Below are 22,530 nucleotides of genomic sequence, written 5' to 3' on the forward strand. Positions count from 1 at the left end.
ATAATGGGAAGCCTTGGGTGGGAAGGAAATACAAATACAGAAGAAAATAGTTGTAAGACACTACAGTGTGATTGCTTAACGTTCTGGGAAATACACCAACAAGAAGCAATGAAACGTGTTTCTAATTTACAAAATGGCAAAAGAAATTCATATAAAATAGAGCCAGGTTATGAGGCAAGGGCAAGGCGTATAGCTTCTGTTTATGCCAAGATATATTTAGAACAAGAAAATCATGGAAATAAACAATTGATTGGTCGGTACTATTGGATGGGGCTTGGCGCGTTCGCTTCAAAAACTGTTGCCGCTGTATTTAAACATGGCTTGACAACATGGGGCTATAAATGGGTTCCTATAGGTCTTATTCGTGATCCAGTGCATTCATTTGCAAAAGGCAATTTGTGGTTGTTCATGGATATTGCGCCTTGGCATTTTGCATGGAGTATGTCTTCAAAATCATTTGATGATTGTAAAGAAAAGAGAGATGTGGCGAAGTTTACTCATATCAAAGAAGAGGTTCTAAATATTCCTTGGTCAAATTGTTTGTCTATTATTCAGAATTTAAAGTGTACCGATGAAATAAGAACTGCTTTTTCACTACTTTTAAATATTGATGATGTTTTTAAAAGAAACGGAAAAACGAGGAAAGAAAATTTTAATAAAGCTTCTACGATTTTATTTGATCATCTTCTCGCGATTGCGGTACAGGAGCAGCGTAATATTTTACAAGAGTTGGTATGGAAAGACTGGAAGGTTGAAGCACAAGCGACTTTACAACGCTATACAAACTTACCTGATAGTACCTTAGTACTATCAAGTGATTATTCTGTGAATGCAGTTAAACCTATTAGGAAATCTCAGACTATTTTGCCTAGTGCGTATAATAAGCAAAGTATTGAAAAAACTTATCAAGGACGGCACGCTGGTGTGCTCGATAAATTGTCTGAAACTGTATATAGCGAGCCCTCAGCAACAACTAAAGTTGCAAATTATGATAGTCGTATGGATTGGATTAAAACCGCGGCAAGGAAATATCATCGTTTAATGCTGGATGATAAAGGACGTTCTTTTTTAGAAAATGAACTGGGAATTATTGCAGGATGGGGGGATAGTAAAGCCGACTTTATCATTAGAAGAGACAGTAATGATGGGAAAATTTAAACATTCTACTTATTCCATAATTATTATTTTTATATGTGGGTACTTACTCACGGCATGCCAACCAAAGGCAAAAGACATCGAGAATAACGCAATGAATCAAAAGACTTATATTTTACATTTTGGTCAACAAGGTGTTCAAGATTTTTCGAAATATAATGATGGACAGGTAGATCATCAACCAGCAGGCGCGAGCTTTAGAGAATTAGATTTTTCTCCTCCTAGTCTAGGTCAAATTAAAATAGAAAATGGAGCAAATAGCCTAGTCATTGACCATGTTTTTTCCGTACTAGGGACACAATGGAATACAACTGATGGAATTCAAATATTTGATATTGATGCTGGTTTAAACAAGGAAGAATTAGTAAGCCCTGAACAAGCATATCAAGGCTATGTTGAGTTAATGAAACGCTTAAATCAAGCCGAATGGAAAGTATATTTTTTAAGAGATGAAGCTAGAATAGCAAAACAAGATAATATTCCGTATTTGGCTGAAGGTCGTAATATTATTGATCCAACTTATATTTTTAATTTTGAAGAATGGACAAAAATAATTAATAGTATCCCTGCTAGTTCTTTAGGGTATCGTTTATATGCAAATGGTATTTACTTAGATATTAGTTTAAATCGAACGAAAAAAAATAAAGATGGTAAAGAGCAATACATTGTACGCTATAGCTTTCAAACAGTTCGTTACAATGAAAGAAATCTAATGTCTGATACTGATAAGATGACACCTCAAGAATTAGAGAATGCATTCAAACAAAGTTTAATTAAAGATAAGCGTTATAGAGAGCAAGAAGAAAGGAAAGCAATTTCCAAAGGTTATCATATAGATGAGAGTTATATCGATCCTGATGTTTGGTTGTATGTTAAATAGTTGATTTTATTCGTGTTAAAAAGTTTTATTTATGTGATCTTTATATTAATGTATTGGTCAGAATCGTTTGTAGGTCTAGTATAATAAACCCCTAAACGAATAAGGATTTAATCATGTTTTTTAAAATTCTTATCGTTCTTATCATAGTAGTTATAACAAATTCATGCTCAAACATATCTTCGCAGAATTATGAAATAAAAGTAGATGTTATCTTTGATAAATCCATAGATAATAAAGATTTAAAAGTTTTGGTGAATCCGTATGGATATCTCTTAGATGGATATGAGTTAAAAAAATATATAGGAAAAACTAACAATTATACTGTTTTATTTAAAGAAGGAAGAATGCAAAATTATAAAAAAGAAGATATAAATACTTTTAGTGATTATTATATCTACGCAAAATATAAAAATCAGTATGCAAAAATGAAATATACCAATAGTTTGGTAATGGGAAGTAATGAAACTGATATAAGAATTTTTATTAATATCTTTGATAACCTAGTGTATTTATCTTCAAGTGAAACTGTTTTAAGCCCCGAAGCTATTCATCAAAATTCATTTAAAAATAAACAAGATTTTGATCAAGTTGATACAAAATTTTTAAAAATTTTGGATGATTTAAATTAAGAAAGGTATTTAAGTTGTATGAAAATATTAATTTTGATAGTCATATTCTTATTAGGATGTTCAGAAGATATCAAAGAATCTACTCGCTTAAATTTTAACGTGGAAGATCAAGCAAGTTCAGAAAACTTAAATATAAATTTATATACGTATAAAAACTATTTAAATTCAAGGTGGTATGGTTTGGTTAAGAAAGAAACCATTATTAACCAAGGGAAATTGGTAAAAAATTCTTCACTAAATTCAAATATTTTTTATTATGAGTTTTATATATTTACACCTGAATTTAATAAAATTCAGCATACAGAAAATATTTTTAAAGACGTAAATGTCGAAAATGACTATGTTTTTGCAAAAGATCATTTAAGTTTTAAAGTTTATAAAAATAAAGAGTTATTTAGCGATGGTATTTTGTATTACAAAAACTTTGAAAACTCTGGAGTAAAAAAATTTACTTACTATGATCCGAACAAAGCAAAGTTTGAACTTACACAATTAGAGCCTGAGACAATTGCGACTCTAGAATCTATGACATTTGAAGAGTTGTTAGAAACAGACAAGCTATTAAATAAAGATATTTTAAAATTAAAAAATATATCTATGAATGAAAAGAAGAAATTAATAGAAGTACATAGTTTGAAAAAATTTGAAAATTGACATCTTAACTGCATTTATATAACACAGAAGTCTTTAATCATTTTAATATCACACTACAAATCAGCAAACACACTAAGCAATTTCAGTCTGTCCCACATGATGATAAGCACGATTAAAATAAACCAAGCTTTGATCATGTTGGCTCTGTTGAATCGCAACAATACGACAAATCAGGATCGTATGCGTGCCAACTTCTTGCATTTGCTCAATTTCACAATCGAAATTCACCAAAGCATCTTTTAAAACAGGTGCGCCGGTTTCTAACTCGGTCCAAACACCATGTTTAAACCTTTCTTCTGGGCTTAACTTAGACGAAAAAGCTTTAGAAATATGCTGATGATGTGCGCTGAGTACATTGACAGTTAAAATTTTATTTTCAATAAAATGTGCGTGTGAACTAGATGCCTTATTCATACATACCAGTAAGGTCGGTGGTGTATCAGTCACGCTACATACAGCTGATGCAGTGAATCCGTAACGACCCGACAAGCCCGTTGTTGTAATCACACTGACCGCACTGGTGAGCAAAGACATTGCATCTCTATAGTTTTTTGCTTCAATCATTACATCATTCCTAAATTGAACCGTACCACTTTTAGATTTAGCGATACCTTGCTATTGCGTCTTGTCGACCATTTTAACTGGATCAGATATGCGTAGGGCGGATAATTACACAGGATTAAAAATGGGGGTTATCAGTTTGCGTAGAAATATATATCCAAACAAACTGAAATGGTTCCCCTTTATACCGAATACTACGAATGAAAACTAGCGAGAAAGCTCTTTACGCACAATTTCTGTACCTGCACTTAGGGCATTCAGTTTACCTCGTGCGACTTGACGAGAGAGTGGTGCCATTCCACAGTTGGTTGAAGGATAAAGCTTATCCGCATCGACAAACTGCAGTGCTTTACGCAGTGTATTGGCAACTTCTTCTGGCGTTTCTATGTTGTTGGTCGCAACATCAATCGCACCCACCATCACTTTTTTACCACGGATCAATTCAATCAAATCCATGGGTACACGAGAGTTTTGACATTCTAAAGAGACAATATCGATTTTAGACTGTTGAAGTTTAGGGAATGCCTCTTCATATTGGCGCCATTCTGAACCCAACGTCTTTTTCCAATCGGTATTGGCTTTGATACCATAACCATAGCAAATGTGCACCGCTGTTTCACATTTAAGTCCTTCAAGCGCTCGCTCTAAAGTTGCAACACCCCAGTCGTTAACTTCATCGAAGAATACATTAAATGCAGGCTCATCAAACTGAATAATATCTACACCTGCGGCTTCTAACTCTTTCGCTTCTTCATTAAGAATCTTGGCAAATTCCCAAGCCAGTTTTTCACGGCTTTTATAATGCGCATCATAAAGCGTATCAATCATGGTCATTGGACCAGGCAACGCCCATTTAATCGGTTGCGAGGTTTGTTGACGTAAAAATTTCGCATCTTCAACGAAAACTGGTTTTTGACGAGACACTTCACCTACGACTGTAGGGACACTCGCATCATAACGATTACGGATACGAACAGTTTCACGTTTCTCAAAATCGACACCATTAAGGTGTTCAATAAAAGTCGTTACGAAATGCTGACGAGTTTGTTCACCATCACTGACGATATCAATACCCGCGTGTTGTTGCTCTTGCAATGACAAACGCAAAGCATCTTGTTTACCTTCAATTAATTGCTCATCTTGTAATTTCCAAGGTGACCAAAGTTTTTCAGGTTCTGCAAGCCAAGACGGTTTTGGTAAGCTACCAGCAGTTGAAGTCGGTAATAAAATTTTCATAATCGATATCTTGTCTATCTAGGTTATACAGCAACGTAGTTTGAAGACCACTGCTCAAGGATGCTTTTGTACGGCTTGATGAATTGTTCTTCAGTAAATTTGCCTTGCTTAATGGCCAACTGGCTGCGCTCTTCTCGGTCATACACAATACGGGTCAGTGAATAATCCTGATGCTTTAAGCTTGGTTGATAAGTCTTTCCAGCAACAGAGTTCGCATTGTAAATTTCTGGGCGATAAATTTTTTGGAAAGTTTCCATGGTGCTGATGGTACTGATCAACTCAAGGTTGGTGTAATCACTGAGTAAATCACCACGGAAATAGAATGCTAATGGCGCAACACTATTCGGCGGCATAAAATAGCGAACCTGCAAACCCATTTTTGCAAAATACTCATCTGTTAGAGAGTATTCATCTTGTTGATATTCAACGCCTAAAACAGGATGTTGATTTGCAGTTTGGTGATAGGTTTTGCTGCTAGAAACACTCAAACAAATTACTGGTGCTTTACTAAAATTATCTTTATAAGTATTCGAATGAACGAATGAATTAAAAATGTTACCGTGAAGCTCACCATAGTTGTCTGGAAGGCTAAATTCAGTTTTATCTTTATTATGTTCTAACAGAAGTACACTAAAATCATAGTCTCGAACATAAGAAGAAAAATTATTTCCAACAATACCTTCAATACGTTGATTGTTTTTGTGATCCACAATATTGGTTTTCAAAATTTCTATTGTTGGGAAAGTTTCACCATTGCCCTCAATATCAATATCCACTGAAATAATTTCAAGTTCGACAGCGTAACGGTCTGCTTTCGGGTTATCCCAATGTGCCAAAGCATTGAAACGATTGTTGATCATCTTCAGAGTATTGCGCAAGTTGTCTTGACGACTCTCACCTCTTGCCAAATTTGCAAAGTTGGTTGTAATGCGCGTACTGTCAGCTGGATGATAGTTTTCATCGAAACTAATGCGCTTAATCGTAAATGTAAACTCTTTACTCATTGTGATAACCCTAATTTCTGAGATAAAAACCTGAATTTATTTCATGCTCTTGTCGACTGCCTCAAAGTATTGTTGAAACTTATTCATCCATAGTTTTTCAATATTTTCTTATCTGAACTGCATGAAAAATTGAAAATCAATGCTGATACGGTCTGTAGCGAGGAGCATGGTGTAATTTATACCCCAAACCAGACATGAATAAAAATGATATTAATTCATAAAAAGTTGAATGAAATTCACGATTGGTAATTTTATTCAATTAAGAAAGACTTGCGTGATCAAATAGTCTTATCACATCTGAATATTTCACAGCTTAAAACAATGGAATCATTACAAATGAGTCATATACTGAACTGGGTGACTGAATATGTATACAATGATATTTGAGAGCTTTCTTTGCTGAGTGATTGAACGGTTGGTAATCCCCCCTCAAAATAATTGAACTCAAAAGTAGAAAATCGAATAATCCTGTAAAGGAGATTTTTTATGAAAACATCTAAATATTCAGACAGCTTAATCATAAGCATTTTAAAACAAGCTGAATCAGGAACACCCGTGCCTAACTTATGCCGTGAACATGGAATGAGTTCCGCTACATTTTATAAATGGAAAGCGAAATATGGAGGTATGGATATTTCAATGATGACACGACTTAAAGAATTAGAAGCTGAAAATGCTCGTCTGAAACGTATGTATGCTGACGAACGCCTTAAAGCAGATATTCTTCAGGATGCACTGTCAAAGAAGTTATAAAGCCTGCACAACGTAAATCTCTTGCTCAGCGAGCCGTTGAACAATTTAAGATTTCAGTGAGTAAAGCTTGCTTCATCTTTCAACTTAGTCAAACCTGTTATCGTTATAAAGCTCAATTAGATGAGCAAAATAAGATGATTGCAGACTGGCTACTGAAGCTTACCAATGAGAATAAGACTTGGGCTTTCAGCTTTGCTTCTTGTACCTACGTAATGTCAAAGGCTACTCATGGAACCACAAACGTGTTTATCGAATTTATAAGGAGCTTGAGCTTAACCTACGAATTAAACCAAACAAACGCATTCAGCGAATAAAGCCTAAACCGCTTACAGTACCATCAACACCAAATGAGTCGTGGTCAATGGACTTTATGCATGACCAACTGAGTGATGGTCGCAGTTACCGAATTCACAATATTATTGATGATTATAACCGTGAGTCACTGGATATATTGATTGATTTTTCTTTGCCAGCTCAACGAGTGCTGAGGGGATTAGACCAATTAATTGCATGGCGAGGTAAGCCAAAACGTATCCGTAGTGATAATGGACCCGAGTATGTGAGTGATTTGATGGAAGCATGGTGTACTCAACATGGAATTGAGCATGTATTTACTCAACCAGGTCATCCACAACAGAATGCTTATGTTGAACGCTTCAACAGGACGGTTAGATATGAATGTTTGAATCAATATTTATTTCGAGAGCTTGAAGAAGTTGAAGACTATACAACGATATGGCAACACTTTTATAATCATGAACGCCCACATATGTCAGTTGATGGTAAACCACCTAAATTTAAACAATGATAAGGACTTTGCCTTTCTACTTATAAAATCAATTAAAAATGGGAGTATTACCGGTTGATTAGGGGATAATAATTTAAGACCATTGATGCTCAGGATCTAAGTCAATAATAATGACATTTTGTCTCTGTAAAATGAGAACTGAAATAGAAAACATATACTTATAAAAGGAGGGTTGCTTCATGCATCTCGTTAAGCTATTGATGGGCTGTTTCATTTTTATCTTAGGTAATCTTGCTGTAGCTGCGGATTTTCCAATCTATCAGCTCAAAGCTGCACAAAATCTTCAAGATGGAATTTGGAGCTGGAAATCAACCATGCGACCACATAAGTCTACAGCAGCAGACCATTCTGAACGTGGTTGTATCAAGATTAAAGATTTCATCAAACAACAAACGGATGAGATGCGAGAAAGCATTCCTCAAGAATGTAAAACTCAAATTACCAGTGATCAGCCGAATGAGGGGCGTATGGCTTTACAATGTTCAGGTGCTTTCAGTGGATTTAAAGTCAATTATCGAGTACAGCGTGTTTCAGCAAATCATTTAATTGTTGAAGCGAAAATGCCATCCAATACAACATTAATTCATGAATATAAACGAGAAGGTGTATGTAAATAGTTGATGATTTGAATAAAGAATTTAATCTATCCAATCCATTACCTTAAAGAAAAATATAGTCATAATTTATTTGTTATTGCTTATATTGATGATGAAGGTGTTAATTATATACAGCCATTGATGTTTAAGATTCTTTAATCCAAGCTGAATCTGATTTTTAGAATAAACGTCAGATTCATGTATAAATCAATACAATTAAATTATTTTATCCAATGCATTAAAAATTCTTTTGAATTGGTTTCTAAATCGATACCTTCTTCTAAAATTTCAAAACCTAAAGTTTTATAAAATTGCACACTTTTTGGATTTTCTTGATAGACATTTAATTTTAGTTCAGTCCGTATGGCTTGAGCGTATTGGATCAGCCCTGTACCTATACCTTTTTCCTGATGTTGCGGTGAGACAAAAATTGCGGCTATTTGGGTGTCTAGTAAAGCAATAAATCCACAGATTTGTTGGTTATGTTCTGCAAGATAAACTTCGGACATAGGAAGATAAACATGCTGCATTTTGAGCTTATGCGCTTTCCAATATGCTTCTGGAATAAAATGGTGAGCGATTAATGATGCTTCAAGCCAGATTTCGGATAAAATATTAAAATCTTCAATATCGGCTTTTCTTATATTAATTAAACTCACTAATTTTCTCTCCGAATTTAAATAAGCATTTATTTTAGCTAGGATACAAGAAGACGATTTATTTAGTATCTTATTCAGTATCATATATGGTTGACTTAGTGCTCATTTATTATTATAAAATCTATATGATAATTTTGATGAAATTAGAATAATGAAAAATAAATCAATTACATATAAAACCTTATGGGTTTTTGCACTGATTCTGAGTTTAGGTTTTATTATTTCGGCAAGTGTATTGGGATATGCTTTTAAGCAATTTGGTGGTGAAAAAAATTCAATTATTGTGAAAGGTTTGGCAGAAAAACCTATCCAAGCAGATTCTGCACGTTGGGAAATCAACCTTCAAACCAGTCGTGCGACGGACAGTGTGACAGCGTCCTATCAATTACTTGATCAAGAAATAAAGACCTTACAATCGTTCTTTGTTGAACATGGTTTTAAAGCCACAGAAATGAAATTAGGCAATAAAAGCTCGCAACCCTATTATCAAGATGTAGATCAGGGTGATGGAAAAACAATTCGTGAATTTAGAGGTTATGTTGCGATGCAGTCGTTGGTGATCAATACCCGCGATATTCAAAAAATTGAAAAAGCTGCAAAAGATGCATACCTACTGGATGAAAAAGGTATTTCAATTGAACAAAAACCACAGTATTTGGTTTCGAATCTAGAAGAAATCAAGATGTCATTGATTGCCAATGCCACAAAGAATGCTCATAGCCGTGCCAATGAATTTGCAAAAGTGGGTGGTGTGAAAGTGGGTGCAATGCGTTCTGCAAGCCAAGGTGCGTTTTATATCTTGCCTGAAAGTGGCTCAGACGATGACAGTGACTATGGCGGTGCATATGACAAAAATACCATCAATAAAATTGCTCGTGTCGTCGTCACGATTAATTATTCAATTGATTAACCAACCCTTAAAGCTCAATTTGAGCAAATTATGTCTTAACATCATCAATGTTTAAGTAAAAAGAATGGGAGCTCAGCTCCCATTTTTAATTCATTTTATACGTGTGATTGAATGGATTTCATCGTATGCATTGTCATCGTTAGATCGCAAAATCAATGACAGCGCGAATAACACCTAAACTCAAACCAATAAATGCACCTACGACTACACCATTCACGCGTATCATGTGTAAGTCGCCACCGACTTCATTTTCAATTTTGGCAATCATCTCTGTAGAGTCCCATTCATGAATTCGTTGACTAATAAACGTAATCACTTTTTCACTATATTGATCGCTTAGATTAACAGCAATACCGCTGATTCGGTCGTTGAGCAGGTCACGAACCGAGTGGTTTTGTACGAGGTTTTCTCCCACTTGTTGAATTGCAACACGAAGGTTCATCGCAATACCTGAGTCTGCTTTAAGCAGGTCAGATTTAATCGCATCACATAAAATGACTACTGCGCCAGTAATAAAATTTAAAACAGGTTCACTGTCTAAAAGGGCATTTTTGGTTTCGTTTAAACGTATGCTGGCATTGCTATTATTATCTGCCAATTGCACCATCAGTTGATGTGCTGCTTGTTCTATTTTTTGGCGGATTGGATGCTCTTCATCTGCCAGCATCGACTCAACTTTTTCAATAATTGAATCAATGGTGCGTTGCTCAACATCAATCCCGATCCAGCTTGCACCTTTGGCAAGGCGTGAAACGCCCAGCTCTTTAAACAGAGTTTGAGTGAGTTCACGTGTTCTTTCAGGATGGGTCATCATCCATTCATGGGCAATGTCGAGTCCACGTTGTAACACATCTTGATGGAAATCATTGTCTAAAACTGCACGAAGCATTTCACTGGCAAGTTGGTTCATACGGGTATTGCGAACCCATTGCACGCTGTTATTTTGGATAAAACGTCCAATTTGATCTTGACCAACAAATTCAAAAATTTTCGGTACTGTTTGTTGAATCACATCCACCACTTGACCGTTATTTTTTGGATGTGCCAACCATTGACCTACGGCTAAACTCAGGTCAGTATTTTTTAAACTCCGTTCAACGATTTGGGGAGAAAGGAAGTTTTCCTGAACAAATTTACCCATCGATTCCGCAATACGTGCCTTATTACGTGGAATAATTTCAGTGTGATCTTTTAAAAACTTAGGAATAGGGATTTTCCCAAAGGGATTGCGGAACAAGACCGTAATTGCATACCAGTCGGCTAGACCACCAACAACTCCAGCTTCAGCACCTAACATGAGGATATGAATAAACCATGCATATTCAGGGAGCAACTTGGCACAAATGATTAAAGCAATCCACGCCACGACTGCCACAATCAATGCAATCGTGGCAAAGCGTTTGCTTCGATCTAGGCTGGGAATACTGTTGGCGATTTCACTGTGTTCAATTCCGCTCATTCATTTTCCTAAAACAAGTGTCTTTATCTTTATTGCTTTGATGTTACCGTATCAGGTTGTGGTTGTAGTACCTGTCCTGTCGGACTAACCCCATATTTAGGTCCTAAAGATTGCAAAATCAGACGAGCGTCAAAAGCATCGTTGGGTGATGATTTCTTATCTTTATAACATTCAATCGTATAGGAAATCTGTACGGGATCAATATTGACAACTTGTGGCATATCGTAAAATGGGTCATTCCAGAACATTGGGTGGCGACGATACCCCCAACCATATGGATAGTAGTTTGTGGATGGATAGACCACAGCTTTACGAGGAGGTTGCTGACTTCGATTGCTCGGATCATCTAGAACTTTAAAGTATGTAAAACCATTTAATAGGGTGGTTTGAGCAGCTTTGACGAGATTAATTTCTTCAGCAGTTCCAAAACTCATATTACTATTGCCTTGAAAACTAATGCGATAGCTATGATCATTGAGTGGAACTGTGGTGTATTGTCCAAGTTGGTCAAAGGTGCGTGGTTTGCTTGGTGTAGTGGCACAACCCGTAATGGTGAGTACAGCTACAATTGTCAGACCAATCAGTGTTTTTTTCATCTGTTGCTCCTTGTCCATTTTGTGGGATGGAAGTGAATAAATTTCTATATGCTATAGTGTTCTAAGTTGATGGACTGACAATGAATTTCAAGAAGATTTTTGTTAAATCTCCATAGAGAAGAAGATTGTAATTTGAAATTAGCTCAATTCTGAAATTGCCTTATGCGCCTATCAAAAGTTGAATATTAAACATAAATTATGTGTAGAGAATTAAATGACGATTCAAATGAGAGGTTATATTGCCGCTAGTGCAGATGGATATATTGCAACGCTTGATGGATCCGTGGAGCTTTTGACACCATTTCAAAGTATTGACTGTGGATATGATGATTTCATCAAGGAGATTGATATTATTCTGATGGGGCGTAAAACTTATGAGGTGATATGCTCTTTTGGTACAGAATGGCCTTACCCTAACCAAAAAGGGTTTATTGTAAGTTCCAATCCCCATTTAACCTTATGTGATTCATCTCTTTCAGTATGGACAAATGGAGTGAGTACTGTAATTGATCATCTTCAGCAGAATTATTCTGGCAATGTGTGGGTGGTTGGAGGAACTCAATTACAAAATACATTAATAGAACAAAATCTTATCAATCAGTTAGATGTTTTTATTATGCCTGTTTTATTGGGAAGTGGTATTCCTCTATTTCCTCGCTTTAATACAACTGAACGCCAATTAAAGTCATTACAGGCGGAAATGATTGAAAATAAAATCATTAAGCAAAGCTATGTTTTTTAGTGGCTGATGCAATATGAATTTTACATCAGCCACAGCGATTAAAAACTGCTATTCGGTTGTTTTAAAAACTCAATTTCTTCAGCAGTTGAGGTTCTTCCCAAAATTTGATTACGATGTGGGTAACGTCCAAAGCGGTCAATAATTAGTTTATGCTTTTTCTCGAAGTCCAAATTGATTGGATTACCCAACGTTTCAAAAAGCTGTAAAGCTTGAGCATGAATGATTTTCGATTCACTGTGCATAAATGGCATATATAAGAATGAACGTTGTTCAGGCTTTAACGCTTGATCTAATTTAAGCTGAATCGCTTCTTGTGCCAATGCGAGTGCCAAAGCATCCTGAGCAAATGCATTGGCTTGATCTCGATATAAATTACGAGAAAATTGATCTAGAACAATAATTTCAGCAAGGCGACCTTCGGCTGTTGCCCGCCATGTCCATAATTCACACTGTTTGGCTTGATCTAAGGTATGTGCAAAGCGCTCATCTAAGGTTTGATCAAATGCGTCACTTTTGGCGAACCAAAAAGGTTGCGTTTCTGCACTAAACCAAAAATCGATAATTTCTTGATAATTCATAATGTTTACAATTCTTTAATGGTGATTTTTCTATACAAACACAAATTTTTGATGTCTTGTAGTCGAACTTTGTGATAAAAACTTTTTTCGAAATAAAGTGAATAATTGATTTAAAACAACGATGGTTATACGTGTATATCGATAAATAACGTTATACTGCGCGCATCCAAATATTTTATTTTAAAAAATTCTTTAAGATAAGTGAGTAAGTATGAGTCAACCCGAAATGATTTCCCAATTTATCGTGCCAGATTGGGTGGATTCTACCTTATTCAAAGGGATGTTACGTGGCATTGAACGGGAAAGCCTGCGTATGCAAAATAATGGCTTTTTATCACAAGCCGATCATCCGCTGTCTTTAGGTTCTGCTTTGACGCATCCGCATATCACAACAGATTATTCGGAAGCGTTGATGGAATTTATTACGCCTCCAAAAGAAAGTATTGCTGAAGCGCTAAATTTTTTAACAGATATACATGCTGTGGTACATCGCCATTTAGAAAATGGTGAAAAGCTTTGGACATTGTCTATGCCATGCATGTTGGATGAAAAAGAAGAAAATATTCGTTTGGCACAATACGGCACATCCAATATTGGTAAATTTAAAACCCTGTATCGTCATGGTTTGGGTATTCGCTACGGACGCCGGATGCAGACGATTTCAGGCGTGCATTATAATGTCTCGTTTCCTGATGCTTTATTTGAACAATTACAACAACATGAACAAGACGATGCATTAAAAGCATTGAGTTTACAAGACTATCGAAGCCATCGTTACTTGGGTTTAATTCGTAATTTTATTCGTTTAACGCCGTTAGTGATGTATTTGGTGGGCGCGAGCCCGTCGGTATGTAAATGTTTTATGACCGGACGTGAGCACCAGCTATTGCCATTAATCAAAGGCACTTTGTTCTTACCTTATGCGACTGCATTGCGTATGGGGCGTTTTGGTTATCAGAATTCTGCTCAAAAACAATTAGGCATTCACTATAACAATTTAGACAGTTATGTGGCTGAATTGCAGAAAGCGGTGAATTCACCTTATGCGCAGTTTAGTCATTTGGGGCTAAACAATGCCGAAGGTGAGCCGATCCAAATCAATGATCATGTCTTACAGATTGAAAATGAATACTATAGTCTTGTTCGACCTAAGCAAGTTCCACGAGCAGGGGAAACCCCATCTCAAGCATTAGCAGATCGTGGTATTGGTTATGTTGAATTACGTGCTGTAGATGTCAATCCGTACAGCGCAATCGGGATCAATGAAGATACCGCAGGCTTCTTGGAAGTGGTTGCCTTATATTGTTTACTTCAAGATAGCCCAGATTTATGGGATGAAGAGCAAGATGTGATTGAACAAAACCAAACTGAGGTGGTCAATCGTGGACGTGCGTCGAATGCCAAAATTATTGAGGCAGGTGCTGAATATCCATTGTTAGAATGGTTACAACAACATCTCAATGCCATGCAACCGCTTGCAACTTTACTGAATCAAAGCTATTCAACCGATTTGTATCGTCAAGCGCTCAATGTGATGCAAACACGGATTGATGATGTTGATGAGACTTTATCAGCACAAGTGATTGCCGATACCATGGAGCAAGGTGGGACATGGAGTTTTGGCAGTTATATGGCAAATCAGCATATCGAAAGTTACGAACAACATGTATTAAGTCCTGAAACTTTAGCGTATTTTGAGGGTCTTACTCAAACTTCTCTCGCAGAACAACAGCAACTTGAACAAGATACAAGTATAAGTTTTGAAGATTATCTGAGTAAATTTAGATAAGGCATTGATTATATTAACGAGGAAGCTCCATGCAATGGCGTAGTTATCGCTTCGTAAGTGGTCTTTTATTTTTAGCAAGTGTGGTCGGGATGTCTTTTGCACTCTATTTAGAGCATGTGCAAGGGCTTGAACCATGTCCACTTTGTGTTTTTCAACGTATTGGGTTGATCGGTCTTGGACTGATCTCTTTAATCGCATTTTTACATCATCCTAAAAATAATGTATTGAAACGCATTTATAGTTTCTTGGGTTTAGTGACAATCTCTTGGTCAGTCGGTGTTGCTGCTCGCCATGTGTGGCTGCAAAACTTACCTAAGGATCAAGTGCCAAGTTGTGGTCCTGGTTTGGACTACTGGGTAGATACTTTGCCTTTAAAAGCTGTTTTTGAAAATGTTTTAAAAGGTTCTGGTGAGTGTGCAATGGTGGATTGGACCTTTTTAGGTCAGTCTTTACCTGTATGGTCATTATTGTTCTTTAGTGTTTTGGCACTGATTAGCTTATGGCAGTTGTTTAGAAAGTACTAAAAGCATGATAAAAAAGAGTTGGTATTGATCAGCTCTTTTTTATGATCTTATTTCATTACAATCACAGTCAATATCGTCTTATTAACTGATGTTACGCACTTGATTGAAATTAAGTAGGTGAAAAAGAAAAAGCTAAATTTACACGACGGAGTCTTACATCCAAAGTTTAAATTTATGGAATAGCCTTCGGCTCGAGGTACTTTTGTTTTGGCAAAAGTACCCAAAACCATTGTCATCCGCAGAACTCGTTCACTATCGTCAAAATATTCAAAGTTTCGCAGAAACTTTACTTATTAGAAGGAGTTCTGCCTCAAGCAATTGCGGATGACGTTTCCGCGTATCCACATTCTTCTAACTCCAAAATTTAATTTTAGAGTTACTGCGTAACATTAGTTATTAAAATGATGAAGTCTAAAATATATTTAAGTTGTCTAGGCACAATTGCGCTTTGGGTATCTACACCCGTTTTAGCCAAGACACCACCACTTGCCAGTCAAGATGTATCCTGTCACTTTAAATCCGAATTTGACGACACCATCCCAGCAGATGTTTCTTATGTCAAATTTGGCGCCCAACCTTTTAAAGTGTTTAAGACCAATCCTGATTATTTTTCGAGTCATGTTGAAGACTGCCAATTACATCATGGTCGATACTATGTGTTGTCTGTATCTCAGAGCCATCCAGCAAGAACATTGGCACAGTCTTTGATTGAAGTGACACAATTCGACTTAAACGGTAAAAAAGTTGATCAGAAATTTTATAATCAAGGTTGGACCTGTGAGTTAACACAAGGCTTGATTGCAAAAAATCAAAAATTATTCATTGATACACAATGTACAGAAAAATCAAATTTTGATGAATATGGTGAAATGCGTGATCCTAAGAAAACCAAGTCCTATCGAGTCGAAATCAAATAATCTAAAAAAAGCTGATTAAACATCAGCTTTTTTTAGGGCTAGGCTTTTTACCTTTATGTTTCTACAATGCCCTGCATGCTTTCTAATTTAATCAAATATTTACGGATTTGTTCTTCCGCCAATTCATCATGGCGTGGGTAGAACCACTTGGCGATCTGTTCTGAAACCAAAGGGTGATATTGAATATCAAAATGGTTAAGACCATAGAACACCGCTTTGTGCGATTCTGGCAGTTTTAATTGAAAGCGTGGATTAGGGTGTTCGCCTAAAGCACTCTTTACACTGACCAAATAATCGCCAATCACTTTTAAGGTTCGATTTTTACGATTCTCAAACTCTAATGTTCCTGCGATTAAAAAGGTGTTGATATGTGAGGGCAGTGGTGCAGGTTTACGGTTATCGTCCATTAAACCGATACGCGCATTATTATGTTCCCAATCATCATCACGAACACTACCATAGCGCAAGTCCAAAATCCCATTACTGCGAATATTCACAACATGGCTGATGATTTTGACGATGGGGAAATGTCCAATCTTTTCTTGGATTGCAAAACCAAAGCGTTCCAACACCGCGCCATGATGCGGAGAACCAATACATACTAGGTTTTCAACCATATGAAACCATTGGTGCATATTCTGCTTGCCATAGAATAAGGCACTACGACAAACCAAACCTCCCATACTGTGTCCAATCAAATCAATACTGGTAATACGTGGATTACGTTTGATGAGGTCTTCTAACAGATTGGCTAACGAGCGTCCATTGGCTGAAATTCTGCGCCCAGTATTGTAGTGAAAATAGAGCATGGTGTTGTTATCACGTTGTGCCAGTAATTTTTCTCCAATACCGCCATTGCCACGGTTGCTCCAATCCTGATAAGTCATACACAAACCGTGTGCGAAAATCACTACACGACCTGCCAGATCACCTTGTTGTAATGCACCGTAATGATCATAAAGTACAGGTGAAAGTGCCAATGGATTATGTGTCGCCAAAAGGTAATCGCCCAGCACACCATTTAAAGCACTGACTAAAAAAGTCATATGCGCATTAAGTGGTTTATCATGTAGATTTGGGAAACGTTCAATGGTTTTACGAAGTACAGGCGCCAACAGGTGACTACCATAATTTTGTAAAGCGTTATAACCGAATTTATAGAATTTATCGACGATTGGACGTGACTGAAAACGTTTAGCTTTTTGCTTACTTAAACCAAAAATACTCAGTAACATTTCACGCTGAATCGACTGGATGAAGTCCTGAACGACACCACTAAGCGGTGTACTCACTAACTGTGCTAAGCCTTCTAATACGTCTGCCTGACTCGGAGGCGAGCGATCCCACTTACAATAGGTTTCGTGTAAAGGGGTTAAACTTGGCATTGTTATTTCCTCATCCATATTGATCTGGAACAAAGACTTTATTTTTGCTCTAGATCCATGTATAAATTCTTAGGCAATCATCTTATCTTGTTCATCCTGAACACTATTTAAAATACCGATAATTGCATTAAAGTTTTAATTTTTTGTCGGACAAGATCCCCAAACATACAAATTAAAACAATTCTGTGATTTGAGTCACATTAAAAATTAAAACATTAGTGGTGAAAAAGCAATCTATTTTCAATGAATATTATTTATTTACATGGTTTTAAAAGTAGCTCGTTGTCTATTAAAGGGCAACAACTGAATGATTACTGTCGATGCCATTCATCGCATAATGTGCATTTACCTGATTTAAATCAACATCCAAAAGATGTGTTGACGAAAATTTCAGCATATATTGAACAATGGTCAGATGTAGTCTTAGTTGGGAGCAGTCTAGGGGGCTTTTATGCGACACAGTTGGTCGCAAAATACGGTGTACCCGCTGTTTTAATTAATCCAGCTATGCGACCATGGGAATTGTTTCGTCGTCTTTTTGGAACTGAGCATATGCCTTATCAGGTGACAGAACAATGGACACTGGATCATGCTCAATTGGCGTATTTGGAAGATATTGCTGTACCGTTTGTGCAAGATGCAGACAAAATAATGGTGTTATTGCAACAAGGTGATGAAGTTTTGGATTATCGTGAGGCTGAACGGTATTATAGTACAGCTCCACACACATCCTTGATCATGACAGAAATGCATGGTAATCATGCGATGGAAGATTTTGCAGATAAAATTCCCATGATTGTGGAGTTTTTATCTTACTCCGTAAAATAAAAGGAAAAACTTAAACGTGTCTCAATATACGGCTCAATCACTTGAAGTATTATCTGGCTTAGACCCTGTGCGTCGTCGTCCAGGCATGTATACAGATACCACGCGTCCAAATCATTTGGCGCAAGAAGTTATTGATAATGCGGTCGATGAGGCACTTGCAGGGCATGCCAACAAAATCACTGTCACGGTATATAAAGACGGTTCTTTATCTGTTGAAGACAATGGTCGTGGTATGCCAGTCGATATTCATCCTGAGTATGGACAAAGTGGCATCGAAATTATTCTGACCAAACTGCACGCAGGTGGTAAGTTCAGTACAGACAATTATCAGTTTTCTGGCGGCTTACATGGGGTCGGGATTTCTGTGGTAAATGCCTTGTCTGATCGTGTTGAGGTTGAGGTTCAGCGCCAAGGCAATCTCTATAAAATGGCTTTTGAGCGTGGTGAACCTGTCGCACCTTTAGAAGTTTTAGAAGGTAAAGTTGCTAAACGTGCAACAGGCACAACGGTACGTTTTTGGCCTGAAGCTAAGTATTTTGATTCGCCTAAATTTGCGCTTAAAGCGTTAAAGCACAATTTAAAAGCTAAAGCTGTTTTGGCTGCAGGTTTGCAGATTAATTATATTGATCAGATTAATGACGAGAAAATCGAATGGCAATTTGAAAATGGTTTAGTCGACTATTTGATGGATGAATTGCAAGATCGTGAAATTATTCCTGAACCTGCTTTTGTTGCAACAGGCGAAGCTGAGCGTGCCAGTGCTGAATTTGCAATTTGCTGGAATATCGAAGGTGGAGAGCAGATTCAAGAAAGTTATGTCAATTTGATTCCAACAGCACAAGGCGGTACACATGTGAACGGTTTACGTTCAGGTGTTACCGATGCGATGCGTGAATTTTGTGAATTGCGTAACTTATTGCCACGTAATATGAAATTGTCAGCAGAAGATGTTTGGGATGGTGTAAATTTCATTCTCTCACTTAAATTCCAAGAACCACAATTCTCAGGTCAAACCAAAGAACGTCTTTCTAGTCGTGAAGCATCCAATATTGTCTTGAATATTGCTAAAGATGCTTTTGCCCTGTGGCTCAATCAGAATGCCGAAGTTGCCATGCAATTGGCTGAAATCGTGATTGCCAAAGCTGGTCGACGTTTAAAAGCAGCAAAGAAAGTTGAACGTAAAAAAATCGTTGCTGGACCTACACTACCTGGGAAATTATCAGATTGTGTTGGACATACGCTTGAAGAATCAGAACTTTTTATTGTGGAAGGGGATTCAGCTGGCGGTTCTGCCAAACAGGCGCGTGATAAAAACTTCCAAGCCATTATGCCGATTCGTGGCAAAATCTTAAATACATGGGAAGTGTCTTCGGATGAGGTTTTAGCTTCTCAAGAAGTTCACAATATTGCGATCGCGATTGGTGTGGATCCGGGAAGTGACGATCTTTCAGAATTACGTTATGGCAAAATCTGTATTCTTGCCGATGCGGATTCTGATGGTTTACACATCGCAACATTGTTGTGTGCTTTATTCGTGAAACATTTCCCAGCAATGGTGGATGCAGGGCATTTATATGTAGCGATGCCGCCTTTGTATCGAATCGATGATGCTAAAGATGTTTATTATGCATTGGATGATGATGAGTTAGAAGCTATCTTAAAGAGAGTAAAGTCTAAGAACCCGCAGATCACCCGATTTAAAGGATTGGGAGAGATGAACGCAAGCCAATTGCGTGAAACAACTTTAGACCCAAACACTCGACGTTTGGTTCAGTTGGATTTAGATGATGCACATCATACCGCAGGCTTATTGGACAAATTACTGGCAAAAAAACGTGCCAGTGATCGCAAAGACTGGTTAGAGCAAAAAGGTAATCTCGCAGATTTAACTGTTTAAACAGCATATGCTTTGATAAAAGTTCTTGTAAAAAGATGAGGTCTAGAAGACCTCATCTTTTTTATCCGCTTTTAAATCCATATTGCCCAACCTATAGTCAAACTGCTTGATTATTCATAAGCGCTAAAGCGTGGCAATAAAAGCTTTAGATCATTCAACAATAAATTCATCGCATTGATTTTATTGATCAAGAGAGGTTCTATTTTACGGTATGAGTTTTCAACAGATTGACGATATTGACTTTTTAAAAGTACAGGAATTGTCCGTTTTTATCCTAGCTTATCACACTCAATCTGCACTCTCTTTGCTCATTTTTAAGCGGAAAAATCGCACTTAATTTGATCAGTGTGGACTTTAATCTCGCATTTTTAGATTCACTACCTCTCCTTTTCTATCCTATTGGATAGGTATTTGTAGAGCATAATTCATCCGCTTTAGAGAAAAAAATAGCACTGATAGTTTTATTAATTTTCAATATGTTATTGCTTTAAGAAAGCTATTCAAAAAAATTAAATTTTCCACTTGGCATAGAAATTGAATCCAGCCTGTTAGGTATAAACAAAATCATGCATTTAAAAATGCACCAAAAGGTTTGGAGAAAAAATCATGTTCCAACAAAAAATGTTTTCAAAAACACTGTTAGTTGCTGCAATGATGGGGAGCATGGTATTGACGGGATGTTCAAAGCCTGCTGATAAAACTGACGCGAAACCAACTACCGCTGAAAGCAAGGCACCTGCTGCAAGTGGCGATACGATCAAAGTGGGTATTTTACATTCACTGTCAGGAACTATGGCGATCTCAGAAACTTCGCTTAAAGACACGGCATTGATGGCAATCAATGAAATCAATGCAAGCGGTGGTGTGATGGGGAAAAAACTTGAACCTGTCGTGGTTGACCCAGCATCAGATTGGCCACTATTTGCTGAGAAAGCGCGTCAGTTGATTACCCAAGATAAGGTGGCGGTGATCTTTGGATGTTGGACATCCGTTTCACGTAAGTCGGTATTACCTGTTGTTGAAGAGCTCAATGGTTTGTTGTTCTATCCTGTGCAGTATGAGGGTCAAGAGCAATCTAAAAATATTTTCTATACAGGCGCCGCACCGAATCAACAAGCGATTCCAGCGGTTGAGTATTTGATGAGTGATGAAGGTGGAAAGGCGCAACGTTTTGTTCTGTTAGGTACTGACTATGTTTATCCACGCACCACCAACAAAATCTTGCGTGCATTCTTAAAGTCTAAAGGCGTCGCCGATGCAGACATTATGGAAGAATACACACCTTTTGGTCATAGTAACTATCAAACCATTGTTGGAAATATCAAAAAATTTGCTGCGGGTAAAAAAACCGCTGTGATCTCAACCATCAATGGCGATTCCAATGTACCGTTTTATCGTGAATTGGGCAATCAGGGAATCAAAGCTTCGGATATTCCAGTGATGGCATTCTCAGTCGGAGAAGAGGAATTACGAGGTATTGATACCAAACCTTTGGTCGGGCATCTGGCATCGTGGAACTACTTCATGTCGGTGAAGAATCCAGTAAATGCAGAATTTATCAATAAAATGAAACAGTACGCAGTGGAATACAAACTACCGAATGCAAGCAAATTAGTCACCAATGATCCAATGGAAGCAACTTATGTCGGTATCCATATGTGGAAACAAGCCGTTGAAAAGGCTGGAACAACGGACGTGGATAAAGTGCGTGATGCAATGGCAGGTCAAACTTTCAAAGCACCTTCTGGTTATACATTAAGCATGGATGCCACCAATCATCACTTACATAAGCCCGTCATGATTGGGCAAATTCGCGCCGATGGGCAGTTTGATGTGGTGTATAAGAGCCCTCAACCGATCAAAGCGGAGCCGTGGAGTCCGTATATTCCTAAATAGGCATTTTACAACCCCAAAGCTTGCTGTGTTTCAGCAAGCTTAACCCATGACCAAGATCAAGCGTCATTGTATTT

At 37.2% G+C, this 22,530-nt stretch carries 21 protein-coding genes and 1 pseudogene; 14 read left to right on the forward strand and 8 right to left on the reverse strand.

Translation table 11 applies throughout. The annotated features are described in order from the left end of the window. The 4 genes from TOL5_RS00650 (at window position 1) to TOL5_RS00665 (ending at window position 3,318) form a co-directional block, all read left to right on the forward strand. On the forward strand, window positions 1–1,158 hold the full coding sequence (locus tag TOL5_RS00650; RefSeq protein ID WP_171428651.1) for a DUF2515 family protein: 1,158 nt from the start codon (window positions 1–3) through the stop codon (window positions 1,156–1,158). Next, window positions 1,142–2,035 carry a hypothetical protein gene (locus tag TOL5_RS00655; protein ID WP_121774575.1) on the forward strand — a complete coding sequence of 298 codons (894 nt, stop codon included), beginning with the start codon at window positions 1,142–1,144 and terminating at the stop codon, window positions 2,033–2,035. The genes TOL5_RS00650 and TOL5_RS00655 overlap by 17 nt, the downstream gene beginning before the upstream one ends. Before the next feature lie 113 nt (window positions 2,036–2,148). Further along, complete coding sequence (locus tag TOL5_RS00660; protein ID WP_199935002.1) at window positions 2,149–2,664, forward strand: hypothetical protein; 516 nt, start codon at window positions 2,149–2,151, stop codon at window positions 2,662–2,664. 18 nt (window positions 2,665–2,682) lie between these two features. Beyond that, window positions 2,683–3,318: a hypothetical protein gene (locus TOL5_RS00665; protein ID WP_121774573.1), complete on the forward strand. Its 636-nt coding sequence runs from the start codon at window positions 2,683–2,685 to the stop codon at window positions 3,316–3,318. 72 nt (window positions 3,319–3,390) lie between these two features. Here the strand turns inward: TOL5_RS00665 and TOL5_RS00670 are convergent, their stop codons facing one another. The 3 genes from TOL5_RS00670 to TOL5_RS00680 all read right to left on the reverse strand — a co-directional run bounded on the left by TOL5_RS00670 (window position 3,391) and on the right by TOL5_RS00680 (window position 6,119). Continuing rightward, entirely contained in the window at window positions 3,391–3,882 is a 492-nt protein-coding gene (locus TOL5_RS00670) for a flavin reductase (RefSeq protein WP_004825996.1), read from the reverse strand. Between the two features lie 204 nt (window positions 3,883–4,086). Further along, entirely contained in the window at window positions 4,087–5,115 is a 1,029-nt protein-coding gene (locus tag TOL5_RS00675) for a methionine synthase (protein WP_121774572.1), read from the reverse strand. A gap of 23 nt (window positions 5,116–5,138) precedes the next feature. Next, window positions 5,139–6,119 carry a DUF1852 domain-containing protein gene (locus tag TOL5_RS00680; protein ID WP_100886171.1) on the reverse strand — a complete coding sequence of 327 codons (981 nt, stop codon included), beginning with the start codon at window positions 6,117–6,119 and terminating at the stop codon, window positions 5,139–5,141. 486 nt (window positions 6,120–6,605) lie between these two features. Between TOL5_RS00680 and TOL5_RS00685 the strand changes: the two are divergent. Both TOL5_RS00685 and TOL5_RS00690 read left to right on the forward strand, forming a co-directional pair. Then, window positions 6,606–7,680: pseudogene (locus TOL5_RS00685) on the forward strand (IS3-like element ISAbe6 family transposase). Window positions 7,681–7,859: 179 nt separating this feature from the next. Beyond that, window positions 7,860–8,297 (forward strand): hypothetical protein, encoded by a 438-nt coding sequence (locus tag TOL5_RS00690; RefSeq protein WP_100886170.1) that lies wholly within the window; start codon window positions 7,860–7,862, stop codon window positions 8,295–8,297. A gap of 200 nt (window positions 8,298–8,497) precedes the next feature. Here the strand turns inward: TOL5_RS00690 and TOL5_RS00695 are convergent, their stop codons facing one another. Beyond that, on the reverse strand, window positions 8,498–8,935 hold the full coding sequence (locus tag TOL5_RS00695; protein ID WP_121774571.1) for a GNAT family N-acetyltransferase: 438 nt from the start codon (window positions 8,933–8,935) through the stop codon (window positions 8,498–8,500). Window positions 8,936–9,086: 151 nt separating this feature from the next. Between TOL5_RS00695 and TOL5_RS00700 the strand changes: the two genes are divergently transcribed. After that, window positions 9,087–9,845 (forward strand): SIMPL domain-containing protein, encoded by a 759-nt coding sequence (locus tag TOL5_RS00700; RefSeq protein WP_121774570.1) that lies wholly within the window; start codon window positions 9,087–9,089, stop codon window positions 9,843–9,845. Window positions 9,846–9,984: 139 nt separating this feature from the next. Here the strand turns inward: TOL5_RS00700 and TOL5_RS00705 are convergent, their stop codons facing one another. Together TOL5_RS00705 and TOL5_RS00710 are read right to left on the reverse strand one after the other, a co-directional pair. Next, a complete protein-coding gene (locus tag TOL5_RS00705) occupies window positions 9,985–11,304 on the reverse strand; it encodes a DUF445 domain-containing protein (protein WP_121774569.1) in 1,320 nt (439 codons plus the stop codon). Between the two features lie 29 nt (window positions 11,305–11,333). Next, a complete protein-coding gene (locus tag TOL5_RS00710) occupies window positions 11,334–11,900 on the reverse strand; it encodes a CC0125/CC1285 family lipoprotein (protein WP_004826010.1) in 567 nt (188 codons plus the stop codon). 214 nt (window positions 11,901–12,114) lie between these two features. On the opposite strand from TOL5_RS00710, the gene TOL5_RS00715 reads away from it, so the two are divergent. After that, entirely contained in the window at window positions 12,115–12,642 is a 528-nt protein-coding gene (locus TOL5_RS00715) for a dihydrofolate reductase family protein (protein WP_121774568.1), read from the forward strand. A gap of 38 nt (window positions 12,643–12,680) precedes the next feature. On the opposite strand, the gene TOL5_RS00720 is transcribed toward TOL5_RS00715, so the two are convergent. After that, a complete protein-coding gene (locus tag TOL5_RS00720; protein ID WP_004826015.1) occupies window positions 12,681–13,220 on the reverse strand; it encodes a DUF924 family protein in 540 nt (179 codons plus the stop codon). Between the two features lie 211 nt (window positions 13,221–13,431). On the opposite strand from TOL5_RS00720, the gene gshA reads away from it, so the two are divergent. From gshA to TOL5_RS00735, 3 genes are all read left to right on the forward strand, one after another. After that, window positions 13,432–15,009: a glutamate--cysteine ligase gene (gshA, locus tag TOL5_RS00725; protein WP_121774567.1), complete on the forward strand. Its 1,578-nt coding sequence runs from the start codon at window positions 13,432–13,434 to the stop codon at window positions 15,007–15,009. A 29-nt stretch (window positions 15,010–15,038) separates the two neighbouring features. Beyond that, the gene (locus TOL5_RS00730; RefSeq protein ID WP_042087820.1) at window positions 15,039–15,533 is read left to right on the forward strand and encodes a disulfide bond formation protein B; all 495 of its coding nucleotides are present in this window, start codon (window positions 15,039–15,041) and stop codon (window positions 15,531–15,533) included. Window positions 15,534–15,934: 401 nt separating this feature from the next. Continuing rightward, window positions 15,935–16,450 (forward strand): hypothetical protein, encoded by a 516-nt coding sequence (locus TOL5_RS00735; protein ID WP_227543983.1) that lies wholly within the window; start codon window positions 15,935–15,937, stop codon window positions 16,448–16,450. A 53-nt stretch (window positions 16,451–16,503) separates the two neighbouring features. Here TOL5_RS00735 and TOL5_RS00740 read toward each other — a convergent pair whose 3' ends face one another. After that, entirely contained in the window at window positions 16,504–17,835 is a 1,332-nt protein-coding gene (locus tag TOL5_RS00740; protein WP_004826023.1) for an alpha/beta hydrolase, read from the reverse strand. A 243-nt stretch (window positions 17,836–18,078) separates the two neighbouring features. On the opposite strand from TOL5_RS00740, the gene TOL5_RS00745 reads away from it, so the two are divergent. From TOL5_RS00745 to urtA, 3 genes are all read left to right on the forward strand, one after another. Further along, on the forward strand, window positions 18,079–18,663 hold the full coding sequence (locus TOL5_RS00745) for a YqiA/YcfP family alpha/beta fold hydrolase (RefSeq protein WP_121774566.1): 585 nt from the start codon (window positions 18,079–18,081) through the stop codon (window positions 18,661–18,663). A gap of 16 nt (window positions 18,664–18,679) precedes the next feature. Further along, window positions 18,680–20,560 carry a DNA topoisomerase IV subunit B gene (parE, locus tag TOL5_RS00750; RefSeq protein WP_046760646.1) on the forward strand — a complete coding sequence of 627 codons (1,881 nt, stop codon included), beginning with the start codon at window positions 18,680–18,682 and terminating at the stop codon, window positions 20,558–20,560. Window positions 20,561–21,166: 606 nt separating this feature from the next. Beyond that, a complete protein-coding gene (gene urtA / locus TOL5_RS00755; RefSeq protein WP_009585460.1) occupies window positions 21,167–22,456 on the forward strand; it encodes an urea ABC transporter substrate-binding protein in 1,290 nt (429 codons plus the stop codon). Window positions 22,457–22,530: the final 74 nt, after the last annotated feature.

Source organism: Acinetobacter sp. Tol 5, from assembly GCF_019702905.1.
Lineage (GTDB): Bacteria > Pseudomonadota > Gammaproteobacteria > Pseudomonadales > Moraxellaceae > Acinetobacter > Acinetobacter bereziniae.

Excerpts from the sequence above, each read along its gene's own strand:
- TOL5_RS00655 (WP_121774575.1), top strand. The coding sequence starts at position 1,142 with ATGATGGGAAAATTTAAACATTCTACTTATTCCATAATTATTATTTTT.
- TOL5_RS00660 (WP_199935002.1), top strand. The coding sequence starts at position 2,149 with ATGTTTTTTAAAATTCTTATCGTTCTTATCATAGTAGTTATAACAAAT.
- TOL5_RS00665 (WP_121774573.1), top strand. The coding sequence starts at position 2,683 with ATGAAAATATTAATTTTGATAGTCATATTCTTATTAGGATGTTCAGAA.
- TOL5_RS00670 (WP_004825996.1), bottom strand. The coding sequence starts at position 3,882 with ATGATTGAAGCAAAAAACTATAGAGATGCAATGTCTTTGCTCACCAGT.
- TOL5_RS00675 (WP_121774572.1), bottom strand. The coding sequence starts at position 5,115 with ATGAAAATTTTATTACCGACTTCAACTGCTGGTAGCTTACCAAAACCG.
- TOL5_RS00680 (WP_100886171.1), bottom strand. The coding sequence starts at position 6,119 with ATGAGTAAAGAGTTTACATTTACGATTAAGCGCATTAGTTTCGATGAA.
- TOL5_RS00690 (WP_100886170.1), top strand. The coding sequence starts at position 7,860 with ATGCATCTCGTTAAGCTATTGATGGGCTGTTTCATTTTTATCTTAGGT.
- TOL5_RS00700 (WP_121774570.1), top strand. The coding sequence starts at position 9,087 with ATGAAAAATAAATCAATTACATATAAAACCTTATGGGTTTTTGCACTG.
- TOL5_RS00705 (WP_121774569.1), bottom strand. The coding sequence starts at position 11,304 with ATGAGCGGAATTGAACACAGTGAAATCGCCAACAGTATTCCCAGCCTA.
- TOL5_RS00710 (WP_004826010.1), bottom strand. The coding sequence starts at position 11,900 with ATGAAAAAAACACTGATTGGTCTGACAATTGTAGCTGTACTCACCATT.
- TOL5_RS00715 (WP_121774568.1), top strand. The coding sequence starts at position 12,115 with ATGACGATTCAAATGAGAGGTTATATTGCCGCTAGTGCAGATGGATAT.
- TOL5_RS00720 (WP_004826015.1), bottom strand. The coding sequence starts at position 13,220 with ATGAATTATCAAGAAATTATCGATTTTTGGTTTAGTGCAGAAACGCAA.
- gshA (WP_121774567.1), top strand. The coding sequence starts at position 13,432 with ATGAGTCAACCCGAAATGATTTCCCAATTTATCGTGCCAGATTGGGTG.
- TOL5_RS00730 (WP_042087820.1), top strand. The coding sequence starts at position 15,039 with ATGCAATGGCGTAGTTATCGCTTCGTAAGTGGTCTTTTATTTTTAGCA.
- TOL5_RS00735 (WP_227543983.1), top strand. The coding sequence starts at position 15,935 with ATGATGAAGTCTAAAATATATTTAAGTTGTCTAGGCACAATTGCGCTT.
- TOL5_RS00740 (WP_004826023.1), bottom strand. The coding sequence starts at position 17,835 with ATGCCAAGTTTAACCCCTTTACACGAAACCTATTGTAAGTGGGATCGC.
- TOL5_RS00745 (WP_121774566.1), top strand. The coding sequence starts at position 18,079 with ATGAATATTATTTATTTACATGGTTTTAAAAGTAGCTCGTTGTCTATT.
- urtA (WP_009585460.1), top strand. The coding sequence starts at position 21,167 with ATGTTCCAACAAAAAATGTTTTCAAAAACACTGTTAGTTGCTGCAATG.